The 17,731-nt window shown below is 70.2% G+C and carries 18 protein-coding genes; 9 read left to right on the top strand and 9 right to left on the bottom strand.

The window, feature by feature from the left end; genetic code table 11:
- The first annotated feature begins 31 nt into the window (after positions 1-31).
- Positions 32-1,186 carry an inorganic phosphate transporter gene (locus GTY56_RS26605; protein WP_161367849.1) on the top strand — a complete coding sequence of 385 codons (1,155 nt, stop codon included), beginning with the start codon at positions 32-34 and terminating at the stop codon, positions 1,184-1,186.
- A 15-nt stretch (positions 1,187-1,201) separates the two neighbouring features.
- Entirely contained in the window at positions 1,202-1,435 is a 234-nt protein-coding gene (locus GTY56_RS26600; protein ID WP_161367848.1) for a hypothetical protein, read from the top strand.
- 97 nt (positions 1,436-1,532) lie between these two features.
- Here the strand turns inward: GTY56_RS26600 and sodN are convergent, their stop codons facing one another.
- The gene (gene sodN, locus GTY56_RS26595; RefSeq protein WP_031140564.1) at positions 1,533-1,928 is read right to left on the bottom strand and encodes a superoxide dismutase, Ni; all 396 of its coding nucleotides are present in this window, start codon (positions 1,926-1,928) and stop codon (positions 1,533-1,535) included.
- Positions 1,929-2,073: 145 nt separating this feature from the next.
- Between sodN and sodX the strand changes: the two genes are divergently transcribed.
- On the top strand, positions 2,074-2,508 hold the full coding sequence (sodX, locus tag GTY56_RS26590; RefSeq protein WP_102912064.1) for a nickel-type superoxide dismutase maturation protease: 435 nt from the start codon (positions 2,074-2,076) through the stop codon (positions 2,506-2,508).
- On the opposite strand, the gene GTY56_RS26585 is transcribed toward sodX, so the two are convergent.
- Positions 2,391-3,041 (bottom strand): ABATE domain-containing protein, encoded by a 651-nt coding sequence (locus GTY56_RS26585; protein ID WP_161367847.1) that lies wholly within the window; start codon positions 3,039-3,041, stop codon positions 2,391-2,393. The genes sodX and GTY56_RS26585 overlap by 118 nt on opposite strands.
- A gap of 89 nt (positions 3,042-3,130) precedes the next feature.
- Here GTY56_RS26585 and GTY56_RS26580 point away from each other — a divergent pair, with 89 nt between their 5' ends.
- Positions 3,131-3,901, top strand: coding sequence for a class I SAM-dependent methyltransferase (locus GTY56_RS26580; RefSeq protein ID WP_161367846.1), 771 nt, complete (start codon positions 3,131-3,133; stop codon positions 3,899-3,901).
- Positions 3,902-3,966: 65 nt separating this feature from the next.
- Here the strand turns inward: GTY56_RS26580 and GTY56_RS26575 are convergent, their stop codons facing one another.
- From GTY56_RS26575 to GTY56_RS26565, 3 genes are read right to left on the bottom strand one after another with little or no spacing between them, the layout of a single operon-like run.
- Positions 3,967-4,728, bottom strand: coding sequence for an amino acid ABC transporter ATP-binding protein (locus GTY56_RS26575; RefSeq protein ID WP_161367845.1), 762 nt, complete (start codon positions 4,726-4,728; stop codon positions 3,967-3,969).
- A complete protein-coding gene (locus GTY56_RS26570) occupies positions 4,725-5,666 on the bottom strand; it encodes an ABC transporter permease subunit (RefSeq protein ID WP_161367844.1) in 942 nt (313 codons plus the stop codon). The genes GTY56_RS26575 and GTY56_RS26570 overlap by 4 nt, the downstream gene beginning before the upstream one ends.
- A 32-nt stretch (positions 5,667-5,698) precedes the next feature.
- Positions 5,699-6,649, bottom strand: a complete 951-nt coding sequence (locus GTY56_RS26565; protein WP_161367843.1) for an ABC transporter substrate-binding protein — start codon at positions 6,647-6,649, stop codon at positions 5,699-5,701.
- A gap of 625 nt (positions 6,650-7,274) precedes the next feature.
- On the opposite strand from GTY56_RS26565, the gene GTY56_RS26560 reads away from it, so the two are divergent.
- The 4 genes from GTY56_RS26560 (at position 7,275) to GTY56_RS26545 (ending at position 10,789) form a co-directional block, all read left to right on the top strand.
- On the top strand, positions 7,275-8,507 hold the full coding sequence (locus GTY56_RS26560; protein ID WP_161367842.1) for a malic enzyme-like NAD(P)-binding protein: 1,233 nt from the start codon (positions 7,275-7,277) through the stop codon (positions 8,505-8,507).
- Positions 8,508-8,942: 435 nt separating this feature from the next.
- Positions 8,943-9,908: a zinc-binding dehydrogenase gene (locus GTY56_RS26555; protein WP_161367841.1), complete on the top strand. Its 966-nt coding sequence runs from the start codon at positions 8,943-8,945 to the stop codon at positions 9,906-9,908.
- A 99-nt stretch (positions 9,909-10,007) separates the two neighbouring features.
- Entirely contained in the window at positions 10,008-10,217 is a 210-nt protein-coding gene (locus GTY56_RS26550; protein WP_003992902.1) for an HTH domain-containing protein, read from the top strand.
- Positions 10,217-10,789, top strand: coding sequence for a Clp protease N-terminal domain-containing protein (locus GTY56_RS26545; protein WP_161367840.1), 573 nt, complete (start codon positions 10,217-10,219; stop codon positions 10,787-10,789). The genes GTY56_RS26550 and GTY56_RS26545 overlap by 1 nt, the downstream gene beginning before the upstream one ends.
- A gap of 19 nt (positions 10,790-10,808) precedes the next feature.
- Here the strand turns inward: GTY56_RS26545 and GTY56_RS26540 are convergent, their stop codons facing one another.
- Together GTY56_RS26540 and GTY56_RS26535 are read right to left on the bottom strand one after the other, a co-directional pair.
- Positions 10,809-11,876 (bottom strand): PadR family transcriptional regulator, encoded by a 1,068-nt coding sequence (locus tag GTY56_RS26540; RefSeq protein ID WP_161367839.1) that lies wholly within the window; start codon positions 11,874-11,876, stop codon positions 10,809-10,811.
- A gap of 1 nt (position 11,877) precedes the next feature.
- Positions 11,878-12,849, bottom strand: coding sequence for a DUF4097 family beta strand repeat-containing protein (locus tag GTY56_RS26535; RefSeq protein WP_161367838.1), 972 nt, complete (start codon positions 12,847-12,849; stop codon positions 11,878-11,880).
- A gap of 148 nt (positions 12,850-12,997) precedes the next feature.
- On the opposite strand from GTY56_RS26535, the gene GTY56_RS26530 reads away from it, so the two are divergent.
- Positions 12,998-13,828: a hypothetical protein gene (locus GTY56_RS26530; protein WP_161367837.1), complete on the top strand. Its 831-nt coding sequence runs from the start codon at positions 12,998-13,000 to the stop codon at positions 13,826-13,828.
- 190 nt (positions 13,829-14,018) lie between these two features.
- On the opposite strand, the gene GTY56_RS26525 is transcribed toward GTY56_RS26530, so the two are convergent.
- Both GTY56_RS26525 and GTY56_RS26520 read right to left on the bottom strand, forming a co-directional pair.
- Positions 14,019-14,198: a DUF6104 family protein gene (locus GTY56_RS26525; protein WP_003992906.1), complete on the bottom strand. Its 180-nt coding sequence runs from the start codon at positions 14,196-14,198 to the stop codon at positions 14,019-14,021.
- A gap of 86 nt (positions 14,199-14,284) precedes the next feature.
- Positions 14,285-17,731 (bottom strand): multifunctional oxoglutarate decarboxylase/oxoglutarate dehydrogenase thiamine pyrophosphate-binding subunit/dihydrolipoyllysine-residue succinyltransferase subunit (locus tag GTY56_RS26520; protein ID WP_161367836.1); only part of this gene is annotated, 3,447 nt, incomplete at its 5' end.

Below are 17,731 nucleotides of genomic sequence, written 5' to 3'. Positions count from 1 at the left end.
TCCATTGGCCCGCGCTTGTTTGCATTCAGGAATGGACCACATCACGTTCCTCGTGGCGGTCGTCATCGTCACCGCACTCGCCTTCGACTTCACCAACGGTTTCCACGACACGGCGAACGCGATGGCAACGTCCATCGCCACCGGCGCGCTCGCTCCCCGTACGGCGGTCCTGATCAGCGGTGTCCTCAACGTCGTCGGCGCCTTCCTGTCCACCGAGGTCGCCAGGACCATCTCCGGCGGCATCGTGGACGACACCCTCGTCTCCCCGGGCATGATCTTCGCGGGGCTGGTCGGCGCGATCCTGTGGAATCTGCTGACCTGGCTGGTCGGTCTCCCGTCGAGTTCCTCGCACGCGCTGTTCGGCGGGCTGATCGGGGCCGTGTGGGTCGGGGCGGGCAGCCACGGCGTCGACTTCGGCAGGGTCGTCGAGAAGGTGCTGGTGCCGGCGGTGGCCTCACCGGTCGTGGCCGGTGTCGCAGCGCTGCTCGCCACCTACCTCGCCTACCGGCTGACCGACCGGGCCCGCGAGGACTCCGTCACCCGGGGCTTCCGCATCGGCCAGGTCGCCTCCGCCTCGCTCGTCTCGCTCGCGCACGGCACGAACGACGCGCAGAAGACCATGGGCGTCATCACCCTCACCCTGATCTCGGCCGGCGCGCTCGGCCACGACGCCGGCCCGCCCCTGTGGGTCATCGCGTCCGCGGGCCTCGCCATCGGCCTCGGCACGTATCTCGGGGGCTGGCGGATCATCCGCACGATGGGCAAGGGACTCACCGAGATCCAGTCGCCCCAGGGATTCGCCGCGGAGACCGCTTCGACGACCGTCATCCTGACCTCGGCCCACCTCGGATTCGCCCTGTCCACCACGCAGGTTGCCTCCGGCAGCATCCTGGGCGCGGGGCTCGGCCGCCGGCTCGCGGAGGTCCGCTGGGGTGTCGCGGGCCGGATGGCCGTCGCCTGGGTGATCACCCTGCCCGCCGCCGCACTGGTCGGGGGGCTGGCCGCCGCGGTCGTGCAGAACGGCGGGGACCTCGGCACGGCGGCCGTCGCGCTGGTCGGCGCGGCCCTCGCCGCGGGCATCGTGGTCATCTCGCGCCGCAACCCGGTGCACGCCCGCAACGTCAACGACGCACACGAAGTCGGCATCCGCACCGAGCCGCCGGCCAAGGTCGGCGCGGCCGCCTGAGCGATGGGGAACGACATGCATCTGGACTGGACCGCACTCGGGCAGGTCGCAGCGGTGAGCGTCGGCGCGACCGTCGCCGTGGTCGTCGTCTTCGCCCTGGGCATCCTCGGCCTCGCCCGCCTGGAAGGCGCACGCGCCCTGCGGGGCGGCGCCTTCGCCCTCGGCCTCACCCAGGCCGCCCTGTGCTTCCTCGCCTGCGCGGCCGTGGTGGCGTACGGGATCTACCTGATCGTCCCTCAGTTCCACTGATACTCGGGTCCACTGGTTCCACCGGTGTCACCGACGACGCCCATGACGAAGGGGCCCGACCGGTTCTCGGTCGGGCCCCTTCGCCGTACGAAGGCGATCAGGCCTTCTTGGTCTCCCAGAAGATCTTGTCGATCTGGGCGATGTAGTCCAGAGCCTTCTGGCCGGTGGCCGGGTCGGTCGAGCCCTTGGCGGCCGAGAGGGCCTTCAGGGTGTCGTTGACCAGCTGGTGCAGCTCCGGGTACTTCTCGAAGTGCGGGGGCTTGAAGTAGTCGCTCCAGAGCACCGAGACGTGGTGCTTGGCGAGCTCGGCGCGCTGCTCCTTGATGACGGTGGCGCGCGCCTGGAAGTGCGGGTCGTCGTTGGCGGCCATCTTCTCCTGCACGGCCTTCACCGACTCCGCCTCGATGCGGGCCTGGGCGGGGTCGTACACACCGCAGGGAAGGTCGCAGTGGGCACTGACCTTGACCTTGGGGGCAAACAGGCGGGAAAGCATGGAGCATTCCTTCCTCGTGATCGTCTTCTCACAGGGGACATTACTCCGTGAGGGACGGCTTTTCGCGGGTGCCCCCATGGGCTTAGGACAAAAGTCCGGGGTGAGACTGAGACTGGTGGAGGAAGAACCGGGGAGGTGCCGGGTGATGCCGGAGCTGTCGCAGGAGTCCGAGCGGGGCAGGCCCGCCCCGCCCTTCGGGGTGGCCGAGGTGACCGGGCCGTCCATGGTGCCCACGCTGTACCACGGGGACCGGCTCCTGGTGCACTACGGGGGCCGGGTCAGGCCCGGGGACGTCGTCGTGCTGCGGCACCCCTTCCAGCAGGACCTGCTGGTCGTCAAGCGGGTGGCTCAGCGGCGCGAGAGCGGCTGGTGGGTGCTCGGGGACAACGCGTACGCCGGCGGCGACAGCACCGACTACGGCGTCGTCCCCGACGACCTGGTGCTGGGGCGGGTCCGGTTCCGCTACCGGCCGCGCAGGTCCGGCCGGCGGTCGCCCTGGGCACTGCTGGGCTGGGCGCTGTCGGCCGCCAGGCCGGTCCTCTCCGACCGGTCGGCCTCCAGGCGTTTGCGGGCACGGTAGGCCGCCACGTTGGCCCGGGTCGCGCAGCGGTCGGAGCAGTAGCGCCGGGAACGGTTGGTGGAGGTGTCGAGGTAGGCGTTGCGGCAGGGCGCGGCCTCGCACAGCCCGAGGCGGTCCACGCCGTACTCGGTCAGGTGGAACGCCAGGCCCATCGCCGCGATCGCCGCGTAGCCCGCCGTGGCGTTCGACGGGTGGTCCGCCAGGTGCATGTGCCACAAGGGGCGGCCGTCGTCGTCCCGGAAGTCGTGCCCGGAGATCTGAGGGCTGACCGGGAACTCCAGCAGCAGGGAGTTCAGCAGGTCCACGGCGAGCTGCTCGTCGCCGCTGTCGGCCGCCTCGAAAACCGCGCGCAGCCGGGCCCGTACCGAGCGGAACCGGGTGACGTCCGCGTCCGTGGCGCGGCGCGCCGCCGACTGCTGGCCGCCGAACAGGTCACGGACGGCCTCGACCGACGTCAGGGCGTCCTTGCCCCGGGCCGGTTCCTCGGTGTTGACGAGGCGCACGGCGTAGTCCGAGTAATAGGCCAGTTCCACTTGTAGTCCTTACGGAGGGGCTTTAGGGTCGTGGACGCGCACTTGTAACAGCTGATGGTGCTTCCAGGGTATTACGAGGGAGGGGCTCGATGACGGACGCGGACATCACGACGACCACCGCCGACTGGCAGGCCTGGCAGGAGAGCTGGGACCGGCAGCAGGAGTGGTACCTGCCCGACCGCGAGGAGCGGTTCCGGATCATGCTGGACATGGTCGAGGCCGTCGTGGGCACCGCTCCGCGCGTCCTCGACCTCGCCTGCGGCACGGGCACCATCACGGCCCGGCTGCTGGCCCGCTTCCCCGACGCCACCAGCACCGGCGTCGACCTCGACCCGGCCCTCCTCGCCATCGCCGGCGGCACCTTCGCGGGCGACGACCGGGTCGGCCTCGTCACCGCCGACCTCAAGGACCCCGACTGGCCGGCGAAGCTGCCGTACGACTCCTACGACGCCGTCCTGACCGCGACGGCCCTGCACTGGCTGCACCGGGAACCCCTCGCGGACCTCTACGGCCAGGTCGCGGGACTCGTCCGCGCCGGCGGTGTCTTCATGAACGCGGACCACATGATCGACGAGTCGACGCCGCGGATCAACGCGGCGGAGCGGGCGCAGCGCCACGCCCGCATGGAACAGGCCAAGCGGGACGGCATCCTCGACTGGGCCGAGTGGTGGCAGCTCGCCGCCGAGGACCCGGTCCTCGCCGGACCCACGGCCCGGCGCTACGAGATCTACGGCGAGCACGCCGACGGCGACACGCCGTCGGTCCAGTGGCACACCCGCGTGCTGCGCGAGAAGGGCTTCGGCGAGGCCAGGCCGGTGTGGTGCTCGCCCTCGGACACCCTGCTGCTCGCCATGAAGTAGAGCCGACGCAGACGAGCGAAGGGGGCGGTACGGAGTTCCGTACCGCCCCCTCGCCGTGCGTGCCGTCAGAGCACCTTGGACAGGAACGACTTCGTCCGCTCGTGCTGCGGGTTCGTGAGCACCTCGCGCGGGTGGCCGGATTCGACCACCACACCGCCGTCCATGAAGACCAGGCTGTCGCCCACCTCGCGGGCGAAGCCCATCTCGTGCGTGACGACGATCATCGTCATGCCGGACTCGGCCAGGTCGCGCATGACGTCCAGGACGTCACCCACCAGCTCCGGGTCGAGCGCCGAGGTCGGCTCGTCGAACAGCATCAGCTTCGGGTCCATGGCGAGGGCCCGGGCGATGGCGACGCGCTGCTGCTGGCCGCCGGAGAGCTGCGAGGGGTAGTTGCCCGCCTTGTCGGCCAGGCCCACCCGGTCCAGGAGCTCCTGGGCGCGCGTGCGGGCCTGGCTTCGGCTCACGCCCTTGACCTGGACCGGCGCCTCCATGACGTTCTCCACGGCCGTCATGTGCGGGAACAGGTTGAAGCGCTGGAAGACCATGCCGATGTCCCGGCGCTTGACCGCGACCTCGCTGTCCTTCAGCTCGTAGAGCTTGTCGCCCTTCTGGCGGTAGCCGACCAGGTCACCGTCCACGTACAGGCGGCCGGCGTTGATCTTCTCCAGGTGGTTGATGCACCTCAGGAAGGTCGACTTGCCGGAGCCGGAGGGGCCGATGAGGCAGAACACCTCGCCGGACTTCACCTCCAGGTCGATGCCCTTGAGGACCTCTACCGGACCGAAGGACTTGTGAACGCCCTCGGCCTTGACCATGGCGGTCATGCGGTGCCTCCCGTCGACGCCGAGCGGTTGGACAGGGACAGCACGTTCGCCTTGATCTTCTGGAACGGCGTGGCCGGCAGGGACCGGCTGGAACCACGCGCGTAGTACCGCTCCAGGTAGTACTGGCCGACGCTGAAGACCGAGGTCAGCAGCAGGTACCAGGCCGCCGCCAGGAACAGCATCTCGGCGGGGGCGCCGGAGGTCTGGCCGATGTCCTGAGCCGCTCGCAGCAACTCGGGGTACTGGACGACCGAGACCAGCGAGGTCGTCTTCAGCATGTTGATGACCTCGTTGCCCGTCGGCGGCACGATCACGCGCATCGCCTGCGGGATGACGATCCGGCGCAGCGTCTTGGCGTGGCTCATGCCCAGCGCGTGCGACGCCTCGGTCTGGCCCTCGTCGACCGAGAGCAGACCGGCCCGGCAGATCTCCGCCATGTACGCGGCCTCGTTCAGGCCGAGGCCCAGCAGCGCCGTCAGGAACGGGGTCATGAAGTCCGACCACTCGTCCTTGTAGAACGGCCCGAGGTTGATGTACTCGAAGACCAGGCCCAGGTTGAACCAGACGATCAGCTGCACCAGGACCGGGGTGCCGCGGAAGAACCAGATGTAGAACCACGCGATCGACGAGGTCACCGGGTTCTTCGACAGGCGCATCACGGCGAGCAGGACGCCGCCGATGATGCCGATCGCCATGGACAGGACGGTCAGCAGGAGCGTCTTGCCGACGCCGTCCAGAATGCGGTCGTCGAAGAAGTAGTCCGGGATCGCATCCCAGTTGATCTTGCCCTGGGAGAACGCGTAGACGATGCCGCCCAGCAGGGCGAGCGCGACGACGGCGGAGATGTACCGCCCGTAGTGCCGGACCGGGATGGCCTTGATGGCCTCCGGTCCGGCCGGGGGCGTGTCAGCCGGCGTCTTGTCGATGTCAACAGTCACGGGTGTTGCCTTTCAGTGCCGCTGACCTGCGGTCACTTGCCGCCGTTGATGGTGGCCGCGTCGATGGAGCCGTCCGTGACGCCCCACTTCTTCATGATCTTCTCGTACTCGCCGTTCTTGATGACGGCGTCGAGGGCGGCCTTGAGGGCGTCCCGAAGCTGCGTCTGGTTCTTGGCGACCGCGATGCCGTACGGGGCGGCCTCGACCTGCTCGCCGACCAGCTGGAAGTCCTTGCCGCCGCCGGAGGTCTTCACCGCGTACGCGGCGACCGGGAAGTCGGACGAGCCGGCGTCGGCGCCGCCCGCGCGCAGGCGGGTCTGGGCCTGCTGGTCGTTGTCGAAGGGCTCGATGGCGATCTTCTTGCCGGCCGGGCACTTCTTCGACTCCGCCTTGGCGAGGTCCTCGGAGACCGTGCCGCGCTGCAGCACGATCTTCTTCCCGCACAGGTCGGACCAGGTCTTGATGCCCTGGTCATCGCCCTTCTTGGTGTAGATCGAGACACCGGCGGTGAAGTAGTCCACGAAGTCGACGCCCTCGCCGACCTTCTTGCCGGTGTCGGAGTCGATGCCCTCCTGGCGGTCCTTGGTGTCGGTCATCGCGGACATCGCGATGTCGTACCGCTTGGAGCGCAGGCCCGTGATCAGCGTGTCGAACGTGCCGTTCTCGAACTGGAAGTCGACCCCGAGCTGCTTGCCCATGGCGGCGGCGAGGTCCGGGTCGATACCGACGACCTTGCCCGAGCTGTCCTTGAACTCGACCGGGGCGTAGGCGATGTCGGAGCCGACCTTGATGACGCCCTTGTCGCGGATGGCCTGGGGCAGCTTGTCGGCGAGCGGGGCCGAGGCCGCCGTGTCGCTCGAACCGGTGTCCTTGGTCTGGTCACCGCAGCCGGTGAGTATCAGCGCGCCTGCGACCGCGATCGCACCGACCGCTGCTAGCCGGGAGTGCGCGGCGGTCGTACGACGGGTGGAGCTTGCGGTCATGGTGGGTTCCTCCGGCGGATGGGTGGAGTTGCCGATGGGGCGGGCCGCTGCCGATGGGTTCGGCAACGCCGTGGCACGCCGAAGGTTTCGGCAGTGCCGTGGGTCGACGAGAGCACACCTCTTCGAGTGTCGCGACCTCGTGTGATTACGGCATCTTGCCATTCGGACTGCGCGATTCTGGGGGCCAGCCATGTCAAAATCGGATAACGGGCGACCCCCGAACCGCACCACCCCGGTACATCACGGCCGGACCTTCTATGGGAATCACCCCTTCCGGCCGGAAGAACTTCGGCATATCCCGGGATTTCAAGACGGGGCACGCGAGCTTCGCTGATGGTTGAGTGGTTGTGGCTGGTTTGTCCAGGCCTTGTCCCGATTTTGGACGAAGAGTCAGGGCGCTGTCATGTGACCTTCGCGTTATGGACTCGTCGTCGACGCCATCCGTCCGGTAAGAAGGGTCTTTACACCCCTCATCCGGGGCTCAGGGCGCGTGTGCGGCGCGCCCGTCGCGTACGCGCCCGTACGTATACACGTACAAGCACGACATGGGCCTGCGCGGTGCCCGCCCACCCCTCACCAGGAGTGGCCACCCTCAAAACAATGAAGATTTAAGGGGTAAAACGAAGTGGCAGCGGAGATCGTCAATCCTCGCAGCGAGAGCAAGACCGGCGATACGGACCACGAGGGCGGTGCGGAGCCCCTCGACTCCTTCGACCCGGCGTTCGCGTTGCACCGCGGCGGCAAGATGGCTGTGCAGGCCACCGTGCCGGTCCGTGACAAGGACGACCTGTCCCTGGCGTACACGCCCGGCGTCGCGAAGGTGTGCAGCGCGATCGCGGAGCAGCCGGAGCTCGTGCACGACTACACGTGGAAGTCATCGGTCGTGGCCGTCGTGACGGACGGTACGGCCGTGCTGGGTCTCGGTGACATCGGGCCCGAGGCCTCCCTCCCGGTGATGGAGGGCAAGGCGATCCTGTTCAAGCAGTTCGGTGGCGTGGACGCGGTTCCGATCGCCCTCAACTGCACGGACGTCGACGAGATCGTCGAGACCGTGGTCCGGCTCGCGCCGTCGTTCGGCGGGGTCAACCTGGAGGACATCTCGGCACCCCGGTGCTTCGAGGTCGAGCGGAAGCTCCAGGAGCGGCTCGACATCCCGGTCTTCCATGACGACCAGCACGGCACGGCCGTGGTGACGCTGGCGGCCCTGCGGAACGCCGCGCGGCTGAGCGGGCGGGCGCTGGGTGAGCTGCGGGCCGTCATCTCCGGCGCCGGCGCGGCCGGTGTCGCCATCGCGAAGATGCTGGTGGAGGCCGGGATCGGGGATGTCGCGGTGGCCGACCGCAAGGGTGTCGTGTCGGCGGACCGGGACGACCTCACGCCGGTGAAGCAGGAGCTGGCCGGGTTCACGAACAAGGCCGGGATCACCGGGTCGCTGGAGGCGGCGCTGGATGGTGCCGACGTGTTCATCGGCGTCTCCGGTGGCACGGTCGCGGAGTCCGCGGTGGCGACGATGGCCAAGGGCGCGTTCGTCTTCGCCATGGCGAACCCGAACCCCGAGGTGCACCCCGAGGTCGCGCACAAGTACGCGGCGGTCGTCGCGACCGGACGGTCGGACTTCCCGAACCAGATCAACAACGTGCTGGCGTTCCCGGGGATCTTCGCGGGGGCGCTTCAGGTGCGGGCCTCCCGGATCACCGAGGGGATGAAGCTGGCCGCCGCGGAGGCGCTGGCCGCTGTGGTCGGGGACGATCTCGCCGCCGACTACGTCATCCCGTCGCCGTTCGACGAGCGGGTCGCTCCGGCGGTCACGGCCGCGGTGGCGGCTGCGGCCCGGGCCGAGGGTGTGGCCCGGCGCTGACGTCGGCGCCGACGCCGGTGTGATGTGGCCCTGCCCGGGATCGGGCGGGGCCATTTCATTGCGTTCGGGCGGGGCTGTTCGGGTGGTGCGGGTCGTGTCGCCTGTGGTTGCCTCGGTGGGGGTGCGCGCCTGGGTCGTGTCGCCTGTGGCTGCCTCGGTGGGGGTGCGTGCCTTCGCGTGACACCGGGAGGGGTGGGGCGGGGCCCCGCCGGGGGATGTCCGTCCTCGGAACGGCGCGATGGGGTGTCATGCCGACTGACTGGCGTTGACGCGCCAACCGCTGCGGGCGCACACCCCCCGACACGTCCCCTTCTCGCCGTGCGCGGGTGCGGGTCCGCTCGTGCGGCGGCACCGACCCCGGGCGTTGGCAAGAGGGTGTGTCTCACAGGGGTCGGTGGTTCCACTCGGCGGGTGGAGGAACCTATCGTCAAGGCCATGTTCGCTGTCTACGCCGCCCGAATCGACCGCGACCAGCCGCTCTCCGGCCTGGAGTTGGGAGAGCGTCCGGCTCCCGAGGCCCGCCCCGGCTGGAGTACCGTCACGGTCAAGGCCGCCTCCCTCAACCACCACGACCTCTGGTCCCTGCGTGGCGTGGGCCTCGCAGAGGACAAGCTGCCGATGATCCTCGGCTGCGATGCCGCCGGTGTCGACGAGGACGGCAACGAGGTCGTCCTGCACTCCGTGATCGGACAGAGCGGACACGGGGTCGGCCCGAAGGAACCCCGTTCCATCCTCACCGAGCGCTATCAGGGCACCTTCGCCGAACAGGTCGCCGTGCCGACCTGGAACGTCCTGCCCAAGCCCAAGGAGCTCTCCTTCGAGGAGGCCGCCTGTCTGCCCACGGCCTGGCTGACGGCGTACCGGATGCTGTTCACCAACGCGGGGGTCCGGCCTGGTGACTCCGTGCTGGTGCAGGGTGCGGGTGGCGGTGTCGCCACGGCGGCGATCGTGCTGGGGAAGGCCGCCGGGCTCCGGGTCTTCGCCACCAGCCGGGACGAGGCCAAGCGGAAGCGGGCCCTGGAGCTGGGGGCCGTGGAGGCCCTGGAGTCAGGGGCGCGGTTGCCTCAGCGGGTCGACGCGGTGATCGAGACCGTCGGGGCTGCCACGTGGTCGCACTCGGTGAAGTCGCTGAGGCCCGGCGGCACGCTGGTCATCTCCGGTGCCACCAGTGGCGACCGGCCCTCGCACGCTGAGCTGACCCGGATCTTCTTCCTCGAACTCAAGGTCGTCGGGTCCACGATGGGCACGAAGGACGAACTGGAGGACCTGCTCGCGTTCTGTGCCGCGACGGGGGTGCGGCCCGTCATCGACGAGGTCATGCCCATGGACCGTGCGCGTGAGGGCTTCGAGCGGCTGGCTTCGGGTGAGCAGTTCGGGAAGGTCGTGCTGACGAATCCCTGAGTCCTCCTGAAGGTGTCGACGGCCGGTCCCGGGTGGGCCGGCCGTTTTCGTATGTCAACTGTGGTTGACGCGAAGGGGATGTCAACGTAGGTTGACGGTATGACCGAAGCAACCGATCTGGCCGAACGCGCCGGTGACCGTGACCCACGGGTCGGCCTGCGGGCCGTCGCCGCACTGCGCCGGCTGCTGGAGCAGCTGGAAGCCGTGCAGGTGCGCAACGCGCGCAACCAAGGCTGGTCGTGGCAGGAGATCGCCACCGAACTCGGTGTGAGCAGGCAGGCCGTGCACAAGAAGTACGGGAGGCATTGATGTTCGAGCGGTTCACGAAGGACGCCCGCGACGTGGTGAAGGGCGCGTACGCGTACGTGGACGGGGGTGGTGAGGGCGGGCAGGTCGTGGAGCCGGAGCATCTGCTGCTGGCGCTGCTCGACCGGGAGGGCAGTCGGGGCTCCTTCGCGCTCGCGGCTCTCGGCCTCGGTGAGCGGCGGGAGTCCGTGCGGGAGGCGTTGCGTGAGGCGCGGCGGCGGGCCGGGCTGACGCAGGCCGAGACCGATGCGCTCGCCGGGCTGGGGATCGACGTGGAGGAGATCGTCACCCGGGTGGAGGAGGCGCATGGGGTGGGCGCCCTGGCCGGTGACCGGAAGGACAAGCGGTGGTGGTCGGGGCGCACCTCCTTCGGCCGGGGGGCCAAGGACGTGCTGGAACGCTCCCTGCGGGTCGCCCTCGCCCAGCGGGACCGGCACATCGGGGACGAGCACATCCTGCTGGCCCTGACCTTGCGCCCCGGTGTGCCGGCCGAGGTCCTCGCCGACCACGGGGTGACGTACGAGCACCTGGTGCGGGTGCTGTACGGCAGTGGTGGCGAGGCCAAGGCGGGCTGACGGGCCGCGCCCCGGGCGCCTACTTCTGCTGTGTGCGCAGGAGGGCTCCTATGTGGGCCGCTGCCGTCGACAGATGGCGGCGGGCGTCGCGCAGCTGGTCGGGGGTGACGCCGTGGTCGCGGGCGGCGTCGCGGATGTCGTCCCGGAAGCGGTCGAGCAAGCGGTCCAGGTCGCGGGCCGGGTCACCGGTGGAGTCCGCGGCGTCCTCATGGGCCCAGGCCGGTTCGTAGGCGGCCGGGAAGTCCTCCGGGGGGTGTGCGTGGCTCGGCTCCTCGGCCGACCTGCCGGTGCCGGTCCAGTCGAAGCCGAGGTCCTTGCCGAGGTCCTTGCCGTAGTCCTTCCCGAACTCGCCCACTTCCTTGACCAGTTCGGTCAGGCCCTCGCGCAGGCCTGTCGGCCAGTCACCGCGGGCGAAGTGGTCCTGCACCTGCTCCTGGACGCGGCGGGTGATGCGCTGGACCTGCTCCTGGGCCTGCGCCCGGGCCTGTTCCTGGGCCTCCTTCGCCTGGCGACGGGCGCGCTGGGCGTCTTCGCGGGCGCGGCGGCTCTCGTCCTTCGCCCGCCGGGCCTGCTCCTTCCACTCCTGCCGGGCGCGGCGCATCTCCTCCTTGGCGATGCGCCAGGTCTCCCTGTCGCCGTACTGCGAGAAGTCGCCGTAGGGGGCCCCGGCCGGGCCGTCGTCCCTGGTGCCGGTGTCCCGCCGGGCCTCGGTCGCCGCCGCGCGCATCTCGCGGCGCAGGTCGCCGGCGGCTCCGCGCACGTCGGCCTGGATCTCCGCGGCCAGTTCCGCGACGGACTCCCTGATCTCCAGTTCCAGGTCGGCCAGCTCGCCGCTGCGGTCCGCCAGTTCGGCGCGGCCCGCGTCGGTGATCGAGTACACCTTGCGGCCGCCCTCGGTGGTGTGGGTGACCAGGCCCTCGGCCTCCAGCTTGGCCAGGCGCGGGTAGACCGTGCCCGCCGACGGCGCGTACAGCCCCTGGAACCGCTCCTCCAGCAGGCGGATCACCTCATAGCCGTGGCGAGGAGCCTCGTCCAGCAGCTTCAGCAGGTAGAGGCGGAGGCGGCCGTGGGCGAAGACGGGGGGCATGTCAGAGCACCTTCTTGTCGGTCGTACCGTCGGCCGGGGCGGTGGTGGGGGCCTCGCCCGGGCCGGAGACGGAATTGTCTCCCGAGCCGCTCTCGGGGCCGCTCGCCGGGGCCGTCGCCGCGCTGTGGGCCGCAGGCGGGGTGTCCCACGGCTCTGCGGGCTCGTCCTCTCCGGCCGGGCGGCGCAGCAGGGCGATCGAGCCGGAGACGGTGGTGGCCCGCAGTCTGCCGGTGCCCGCGCCGAGGCGGCCGGTGATCTTGTGGGCGCCCCACTGGCCGTGCACCCGGAGGCCTTCGAAGGCGTTGGAGACGGAGCCGCTCGCGGTGTTGGCCTCGACCTCCGTGTCCGCCGGGTACGGCAGCCGGATCGCGATCTCACCCGAGACGCTGGTCAGCCGCACGTCCGTCGGGCCGTCCGGGTCGAGGTCGACGATCATCGAGCCGCTCACCGAATCCGCCCGCACGGAGGGGCCGGAGCCCTCGACCACCGTGAGGTCGCCTGAGACGGAGTGGAACCGGAGGTCGCCGGTCACGTCCTGGGCCTCCAGGCTGCCGGAGACCGTGTCGGCGCGGACCGGGCCGGAGAGGCCGACGAGCGTCGTGTCGCCGGTGACGCCCTTCACCACCGCCGGACCCTGGATCCCGGAGACCACGGCGGCCGCGCCGACCACACCCACCTCCACGCGGGTGCCGGCCGGGACGGCCAGGGAGACCACCGCGCTGCGGCCCCGGCCCTTGCGCTCCAGCCACTTGAGGAAGCCCTTCCAGGGCAGGTCCTCGTAGGCCACCGTCAGGACGCCGCCCTGCTGGGTCACCACCAGGGGCGGACCCTCGATCTCGGAGACCTCCAGGCGGGCGGACCCTTCGTCCGTGCCCACCACGTTCACCGTGCCGTTGACGAGACGCACGTGCAGATTGCTCACGGGCTCGTCGAAGGTGAGCTTCCTCGGTTCCGTGACGGACCACTCGGACATGGTGCAGGCCTCCCCGTCTCGACGCGCCATATCGCGTCCTCTCGTATTCACGATATATCGCGGTCGGGGAAAGTCAAGGCACCCGTTCTGGGGAGGGGTAGGCGGGCATAAGTACTCACAATCCGCCGATTCGCCCTAGCGTGTGACCATGTCGACGGAAGCCGCCCGTAACGGTCCCGCAGCGGGGACGCTGCTGCTGTGCCGGGCCACGCCCGGGCGTGTGGCCCCCGTCGCCGGTCTCCTGCGCGAGCCGATGCAGCTCACGCCCGCGGGCGACGCGTGGAGCGTGCTCGTCCCCGAGGGGCGGCCATGGAGGGACGGCGCCGAGCCCGTCGACCGTGTGGCCACCGGCTGGGCCACGGCCCTCGCCGTCGGCGCTCCCTGGCCCGTCCTCGCCCTGTGGTGGGACACCGACCACGCGGGCTTCACCCTCGCGTCCGGTTTCCGCCGCCCGGTCGGGTTCGTCTGGCTCGCGAGCGGTGTTCCGGCGGGGGAGGACGAGGCGATGCGCACCTTCGCCGCACGGATGGGCCTCGACCCCGTCCTGGACGTCCAGGACCTGGACCGGCTGACCGAACCCGACCCGGCGGCCGACGCGCGCAGCCGACTGCGCGGCCTGCTCGCGGTCCTGACGCGCGCGGGTGTCTGCCTGCCCGCGGAACTGGCCCCCGGCGAAAGCGCCGGCCGCCTCCGGGAAGCCGCCGCCCGCCGGCCGGACAGCAGGCCCGTCGACAGCCCCGGCCCACGGGAGGGGGGCGCGGGACACGGCCCCGCCAGCCATGCTCGCCTCAGCCCCTGGATGCCCTGGACGGGAGGCCCCCGGGCCCGCGCCTTGGCCCTCGCGCAGATGGCGGCGGGCCTGCCGCTCCTCGTCAGGGGCCTGCGGCGGCGGGGCGGAGGCTGGGCCACGGCCGGGATCCTGCTCCTCGCGCACGGTGCCCTGGGCCTGGCCCATGACCTCGCACGCCCGCGCGGCTGATGTCCCGGGAGCGGGCGGATCCGGTTCCTCGCGCAGGGCGCGCCGGGCTTGGCTACGACCCAGCGGGCCCACGCGGCTGATCGTGGTGGGAGCGGCCGGGATCCTGCTCCTCGCGCACGGTGCCCTGGGCCTGGCCCATGACCTCGCACGCCCACAGGGCTGACGGCCCCGCAGCGTCCGGAGCCGTTCCCTACTCGTCGTCCTCGTCGTCCAGCCGGGCGAGCCACGTCGCCAGCCGCTCCACCGGGACCTCGAAGTCGGGATTGAGATCGACGAACGTCCGCAGCTGCTCGGCGAGCCACTCGAAGGTGACTTCCTCCTCGCCGCGCCGCTTCTCCAGTTCCTCGATGCCACGGTCCGTGAAGTACATGCTCCCAGGATAGGTGCGCACAAACGGCCGGGCCGCACCCCCTGAGCGGGGTGCGGCCCGGCCGCACACGAACTGCGCGAAGGCGGTTACGCCTCGAACACCTCACGCACCAGCTGCTCCTGCTCGGCCTGGTGCCGCTTCGCGGAACCCACCGCGGGGGACGAGCCGTGCGGGCGCGAGATGCGCCGCAGCCGCTCGCCGTGCGGGACGTCCGCGCCGACCGCGAGGTCCAGGTGGTCGATCAGGTTGAGCGCGATGAACGGCCAGGCACCCTGGTTCGCCGGCTCCTCCTGAGCCCACAGGTACTTCTCGGCGTTCGGGTACTTCTTGATCTCCGCCTGGAGCTCGGCACCCGGCAGCGGGTACAGGCGCTCGATGCGGATGATCGCCGTGTCCGTGGCACCGCGCTTCTGGCGCTCGGCTTCGAGGTCGTAGTAGACCTTGCCGGCGCAGAAGACGACCTTCTTGACCGCGGCCGGGTCGACCGAGGAGTCGCCGATGACCGGCTGGAACTGCCCGGTCGTGAACTCCTCCGCCTTCGCCGCCGCCGCCTTCAGACGCAGCATCGACTTCGGCGTGAAGACCACCAGCGGCTTGTGGTGCGGGTTGTGCACCTGCCACCGCAGGAGGTGGAAGTAGTTCGACGGCGACGTCGGCATGGCGACCGTCATGTTGTTCTGGGCGCACATCTGGAGGAAGCGCTCCGGGCGGGCCGAGGAGTGGTCCGGGCCCTGGCCCTCGTAGCCGTGCGGCAGGAGCAGGACGACACCGGAGGTCTGGGCCCACTTCTGCTCGGCCGACGAGATGAACTCGTCCACGACCGTCTGCGCGCCGTTGACGAAGTCGCCGAACTGCGCCTCCCACATCACGAGCGCCTCGGGGCGGGCCAGCGAGTAGCCGTACTCGAAGCCCATGGCCGCGTACTCGGACAGCAGGGAGTTGTAGACGTTCAGCCGCGCCTGGTCCTCGGAGAGGTACTGCAGCGGCGTGTACTCCTCACCCGTGCTGCGGTCGATGATGACCGCGTGGCGCTGGCCGAACGTACCGCGCTGCGAGTCCTGGCCGGCCAGGCGGACCGGGACGCCCTCCAGCAGGAGGGAGCCGATCGCGAGGGTCTCGCCCATGCCCCAGTCGATCGTGCCGTCCTCGACCATCGACGCCCGGCGCTGAAGCTGCGGCAGCAGACGCGGGTGGACGGTGATGTTGTCGGGGATGTTGACCTGGGACTCGGCGATCCGCTTGACGACCTCCGTGGTCACCGCGGTGTTCACGGCGACCGGGAACTCGGCCTGCGGGTCCGTGGACTCGACCGTGCCCGGCTGGGACGTGGCCTCACGGACCTCCGTGAAGACCTTCTCCAGCTGGCCCTGGTAGTCCTGGAGCGCCTGCTCGGCCTCTTCCAGGGTGATGTCGCCGCGACCGATGAGGGACTCGGTGTACAGCTTGCGCACCGAGCGCTTCTTGTCGATCAGGTCGTACATCAGCGGCTGGGTGAAGGCCGGGTTGTCCGACTCGTTGTGACCGCGGCGGCGGTAGCAGATGAGGTCGATCACCACGTCCTTGTTGAAGGCCTGGCGGAACTCGAACGCGAGCCGCGCGACGCGGACCACGGCCTCCGGGTCGTCACCGTTCACGTGGAAGATCGGGGCCTCGATCATGCGGGCCACGTCCGTCGCGTACATGGAGGAACGCGAGGACTCGGGGGCCGCGGTGAAGCCGACCTGGTTGTTGATGACGATGTGGACCGTGCCGCCGGTGCGGTAGCCGCGCAGCTGCGACATGTTCAGGGTCTCGGCCACCACGCCCTGGCCCGCGAAGGCCGCGTCGCCGTGGATCGCCACCGGCAGGACGGTGAAGTCCGTGCCGCCCTTGCCGATGATGTCCTGCTTGGCGCGCGAGACGCCCTCCAGGACCGGGTCCACCGCCTCCAGGTGCGAGGGGTTCGCGACCAGGGAGACCTTGATCTGCTCGCCGTCCAGGCCCGTGAAGGTGCCCTCGGCGCCCAGGTGGTACTTCACGTCACCGGAGCCGTGCATCGACTTCGGGTCGAGGTTGCCCTCGAACTCGCGGAAGATCTGCGCGTACGACTTGCCGACGATGTTGGCGAGGACGTTCAGGCGGCCGCGGTGGGCCATGCCGATGACGACCTCGTCCAGACGGGACTCGGCGGCCGAGTCCAGCACGGCGTCCAGCAGCGGGATGACGGACTCGCCGCCCTCCAGGCTGAAGCGCTTCTGGCCGACGTACTTCGTCTGCAGGAACGTCTCGAACGCCTCGGCCGCGTTCAGGCGGCGCAGGATGCGCAGCTGCTCCTCGCGCTCCGGCTTGGAGTGCGGGCGCTCCACGCGGTCCTGGATCCACTTGCGCTGCTTGGGGTCCTGGATGTGCATGAACTCGATGCCGGTGGTGCGGCAGTACGAGTCGCGCAGGACGCCGAGGATGTCGCGCAGCTTCATCATCGACTTGCCGGAGAAGCCGCCGACGGCGAACTCGCGCTCCAGGTCCCACAGGGTGAGCCCGTGCTCGGTGATGTCCAGGTCGGGGTGCTTGCGCTGCTGGTACTCCAGCGGGTCGGTGTCGGCCATGACGTGGCCGCGGACCCGGTAGGAGTGGATCAGCTCGAAGACGCGGGCGGCCTTGGTGACGTCGTCGTCGTGGCTGGCGTCGATGTCCTTGAGCCAGCGGACCGGCTCGTAGGGGATGCGCAGCGACTCGAAGACGTCGTCGTAGAAGCCGTTCTCGCCGAGCAGCAGGTTCGCGACGATGCGCAGGAACTCGCCGGAGGCGGCGCCCTGGATGACCCGGTGGTCGTAGGTCGACGTGAGCGTCATGACCTTCGAGATGCCGAGCTTGTTCAGGGTGTCCTGGGAGGTGCCCTGGAACTCCGCCGGGTAGTCCATGGAGCCGACGCCCATGATCACCGACTGGCCGGGCATCAGGCGCGGCACGGAGTGGACGGTGCCGAGGCCGCCGGGGTTGGTCAGGGAGACCGTCACGCCGGTGAAGTCGTCCATGCCCAGCTTGCCGTCGCGGGCGCGGCGGACGATGTCCTCGTAGGCCTGCCAGAACTCGAAGAAGTTCAGCGTCTCGGCCTTCTTGATGCCCGCGACCACGAGCTGGCGGTCGCCGTTGGGCTTGACCAGGTCGATCGCGAGGCCGAAGTTGACGTGCTCCGGCTTGACCAGGGTCGGCTTGCCGTCCTTCTCCGCGAAGGAGTAGTTCATCGACGGCATGGCCTTGATGGCCTGCACCATCGCGTAGCCGATCAGGTGCGTGAAGGAGATCTTCCCGCCCCGGGCGCGCTTCAGGTGGTTGTTGATGACGATGCGGTTGTCGAACAGCAGCTTCACCGGGACCGCGCGCACGGACGTGGCCGTGGGCACCTCCAGCGAGGCGTTCATGTTCTTCGCGACCGCGGCGGCGGGGCCGCGCAGCACGACCTGCTCGGGGCCCGAGGGGGCCTCGGCGGCGGGCTCGGCCTTCTTCGGGGCCGCGGCCGGCTTGGCGGCGGGCTTCGCGGCCGGGGCGGCCTG

The organism is Streptomyces sp. SID5643, from assembly GCF_009872555.1.
Classification (GTDB): Bacteria; Actinomycetota; Actinomycetes; order Streptomycetales; family Streptomycetaceae; genus Streptomyces; species Streptomyces iakyrus.
The sequence above is the reverse complement of the archived record's forward strand: the minus strand, read 5'-3'. Positions and strand labels throughout refer to the sequence as shown.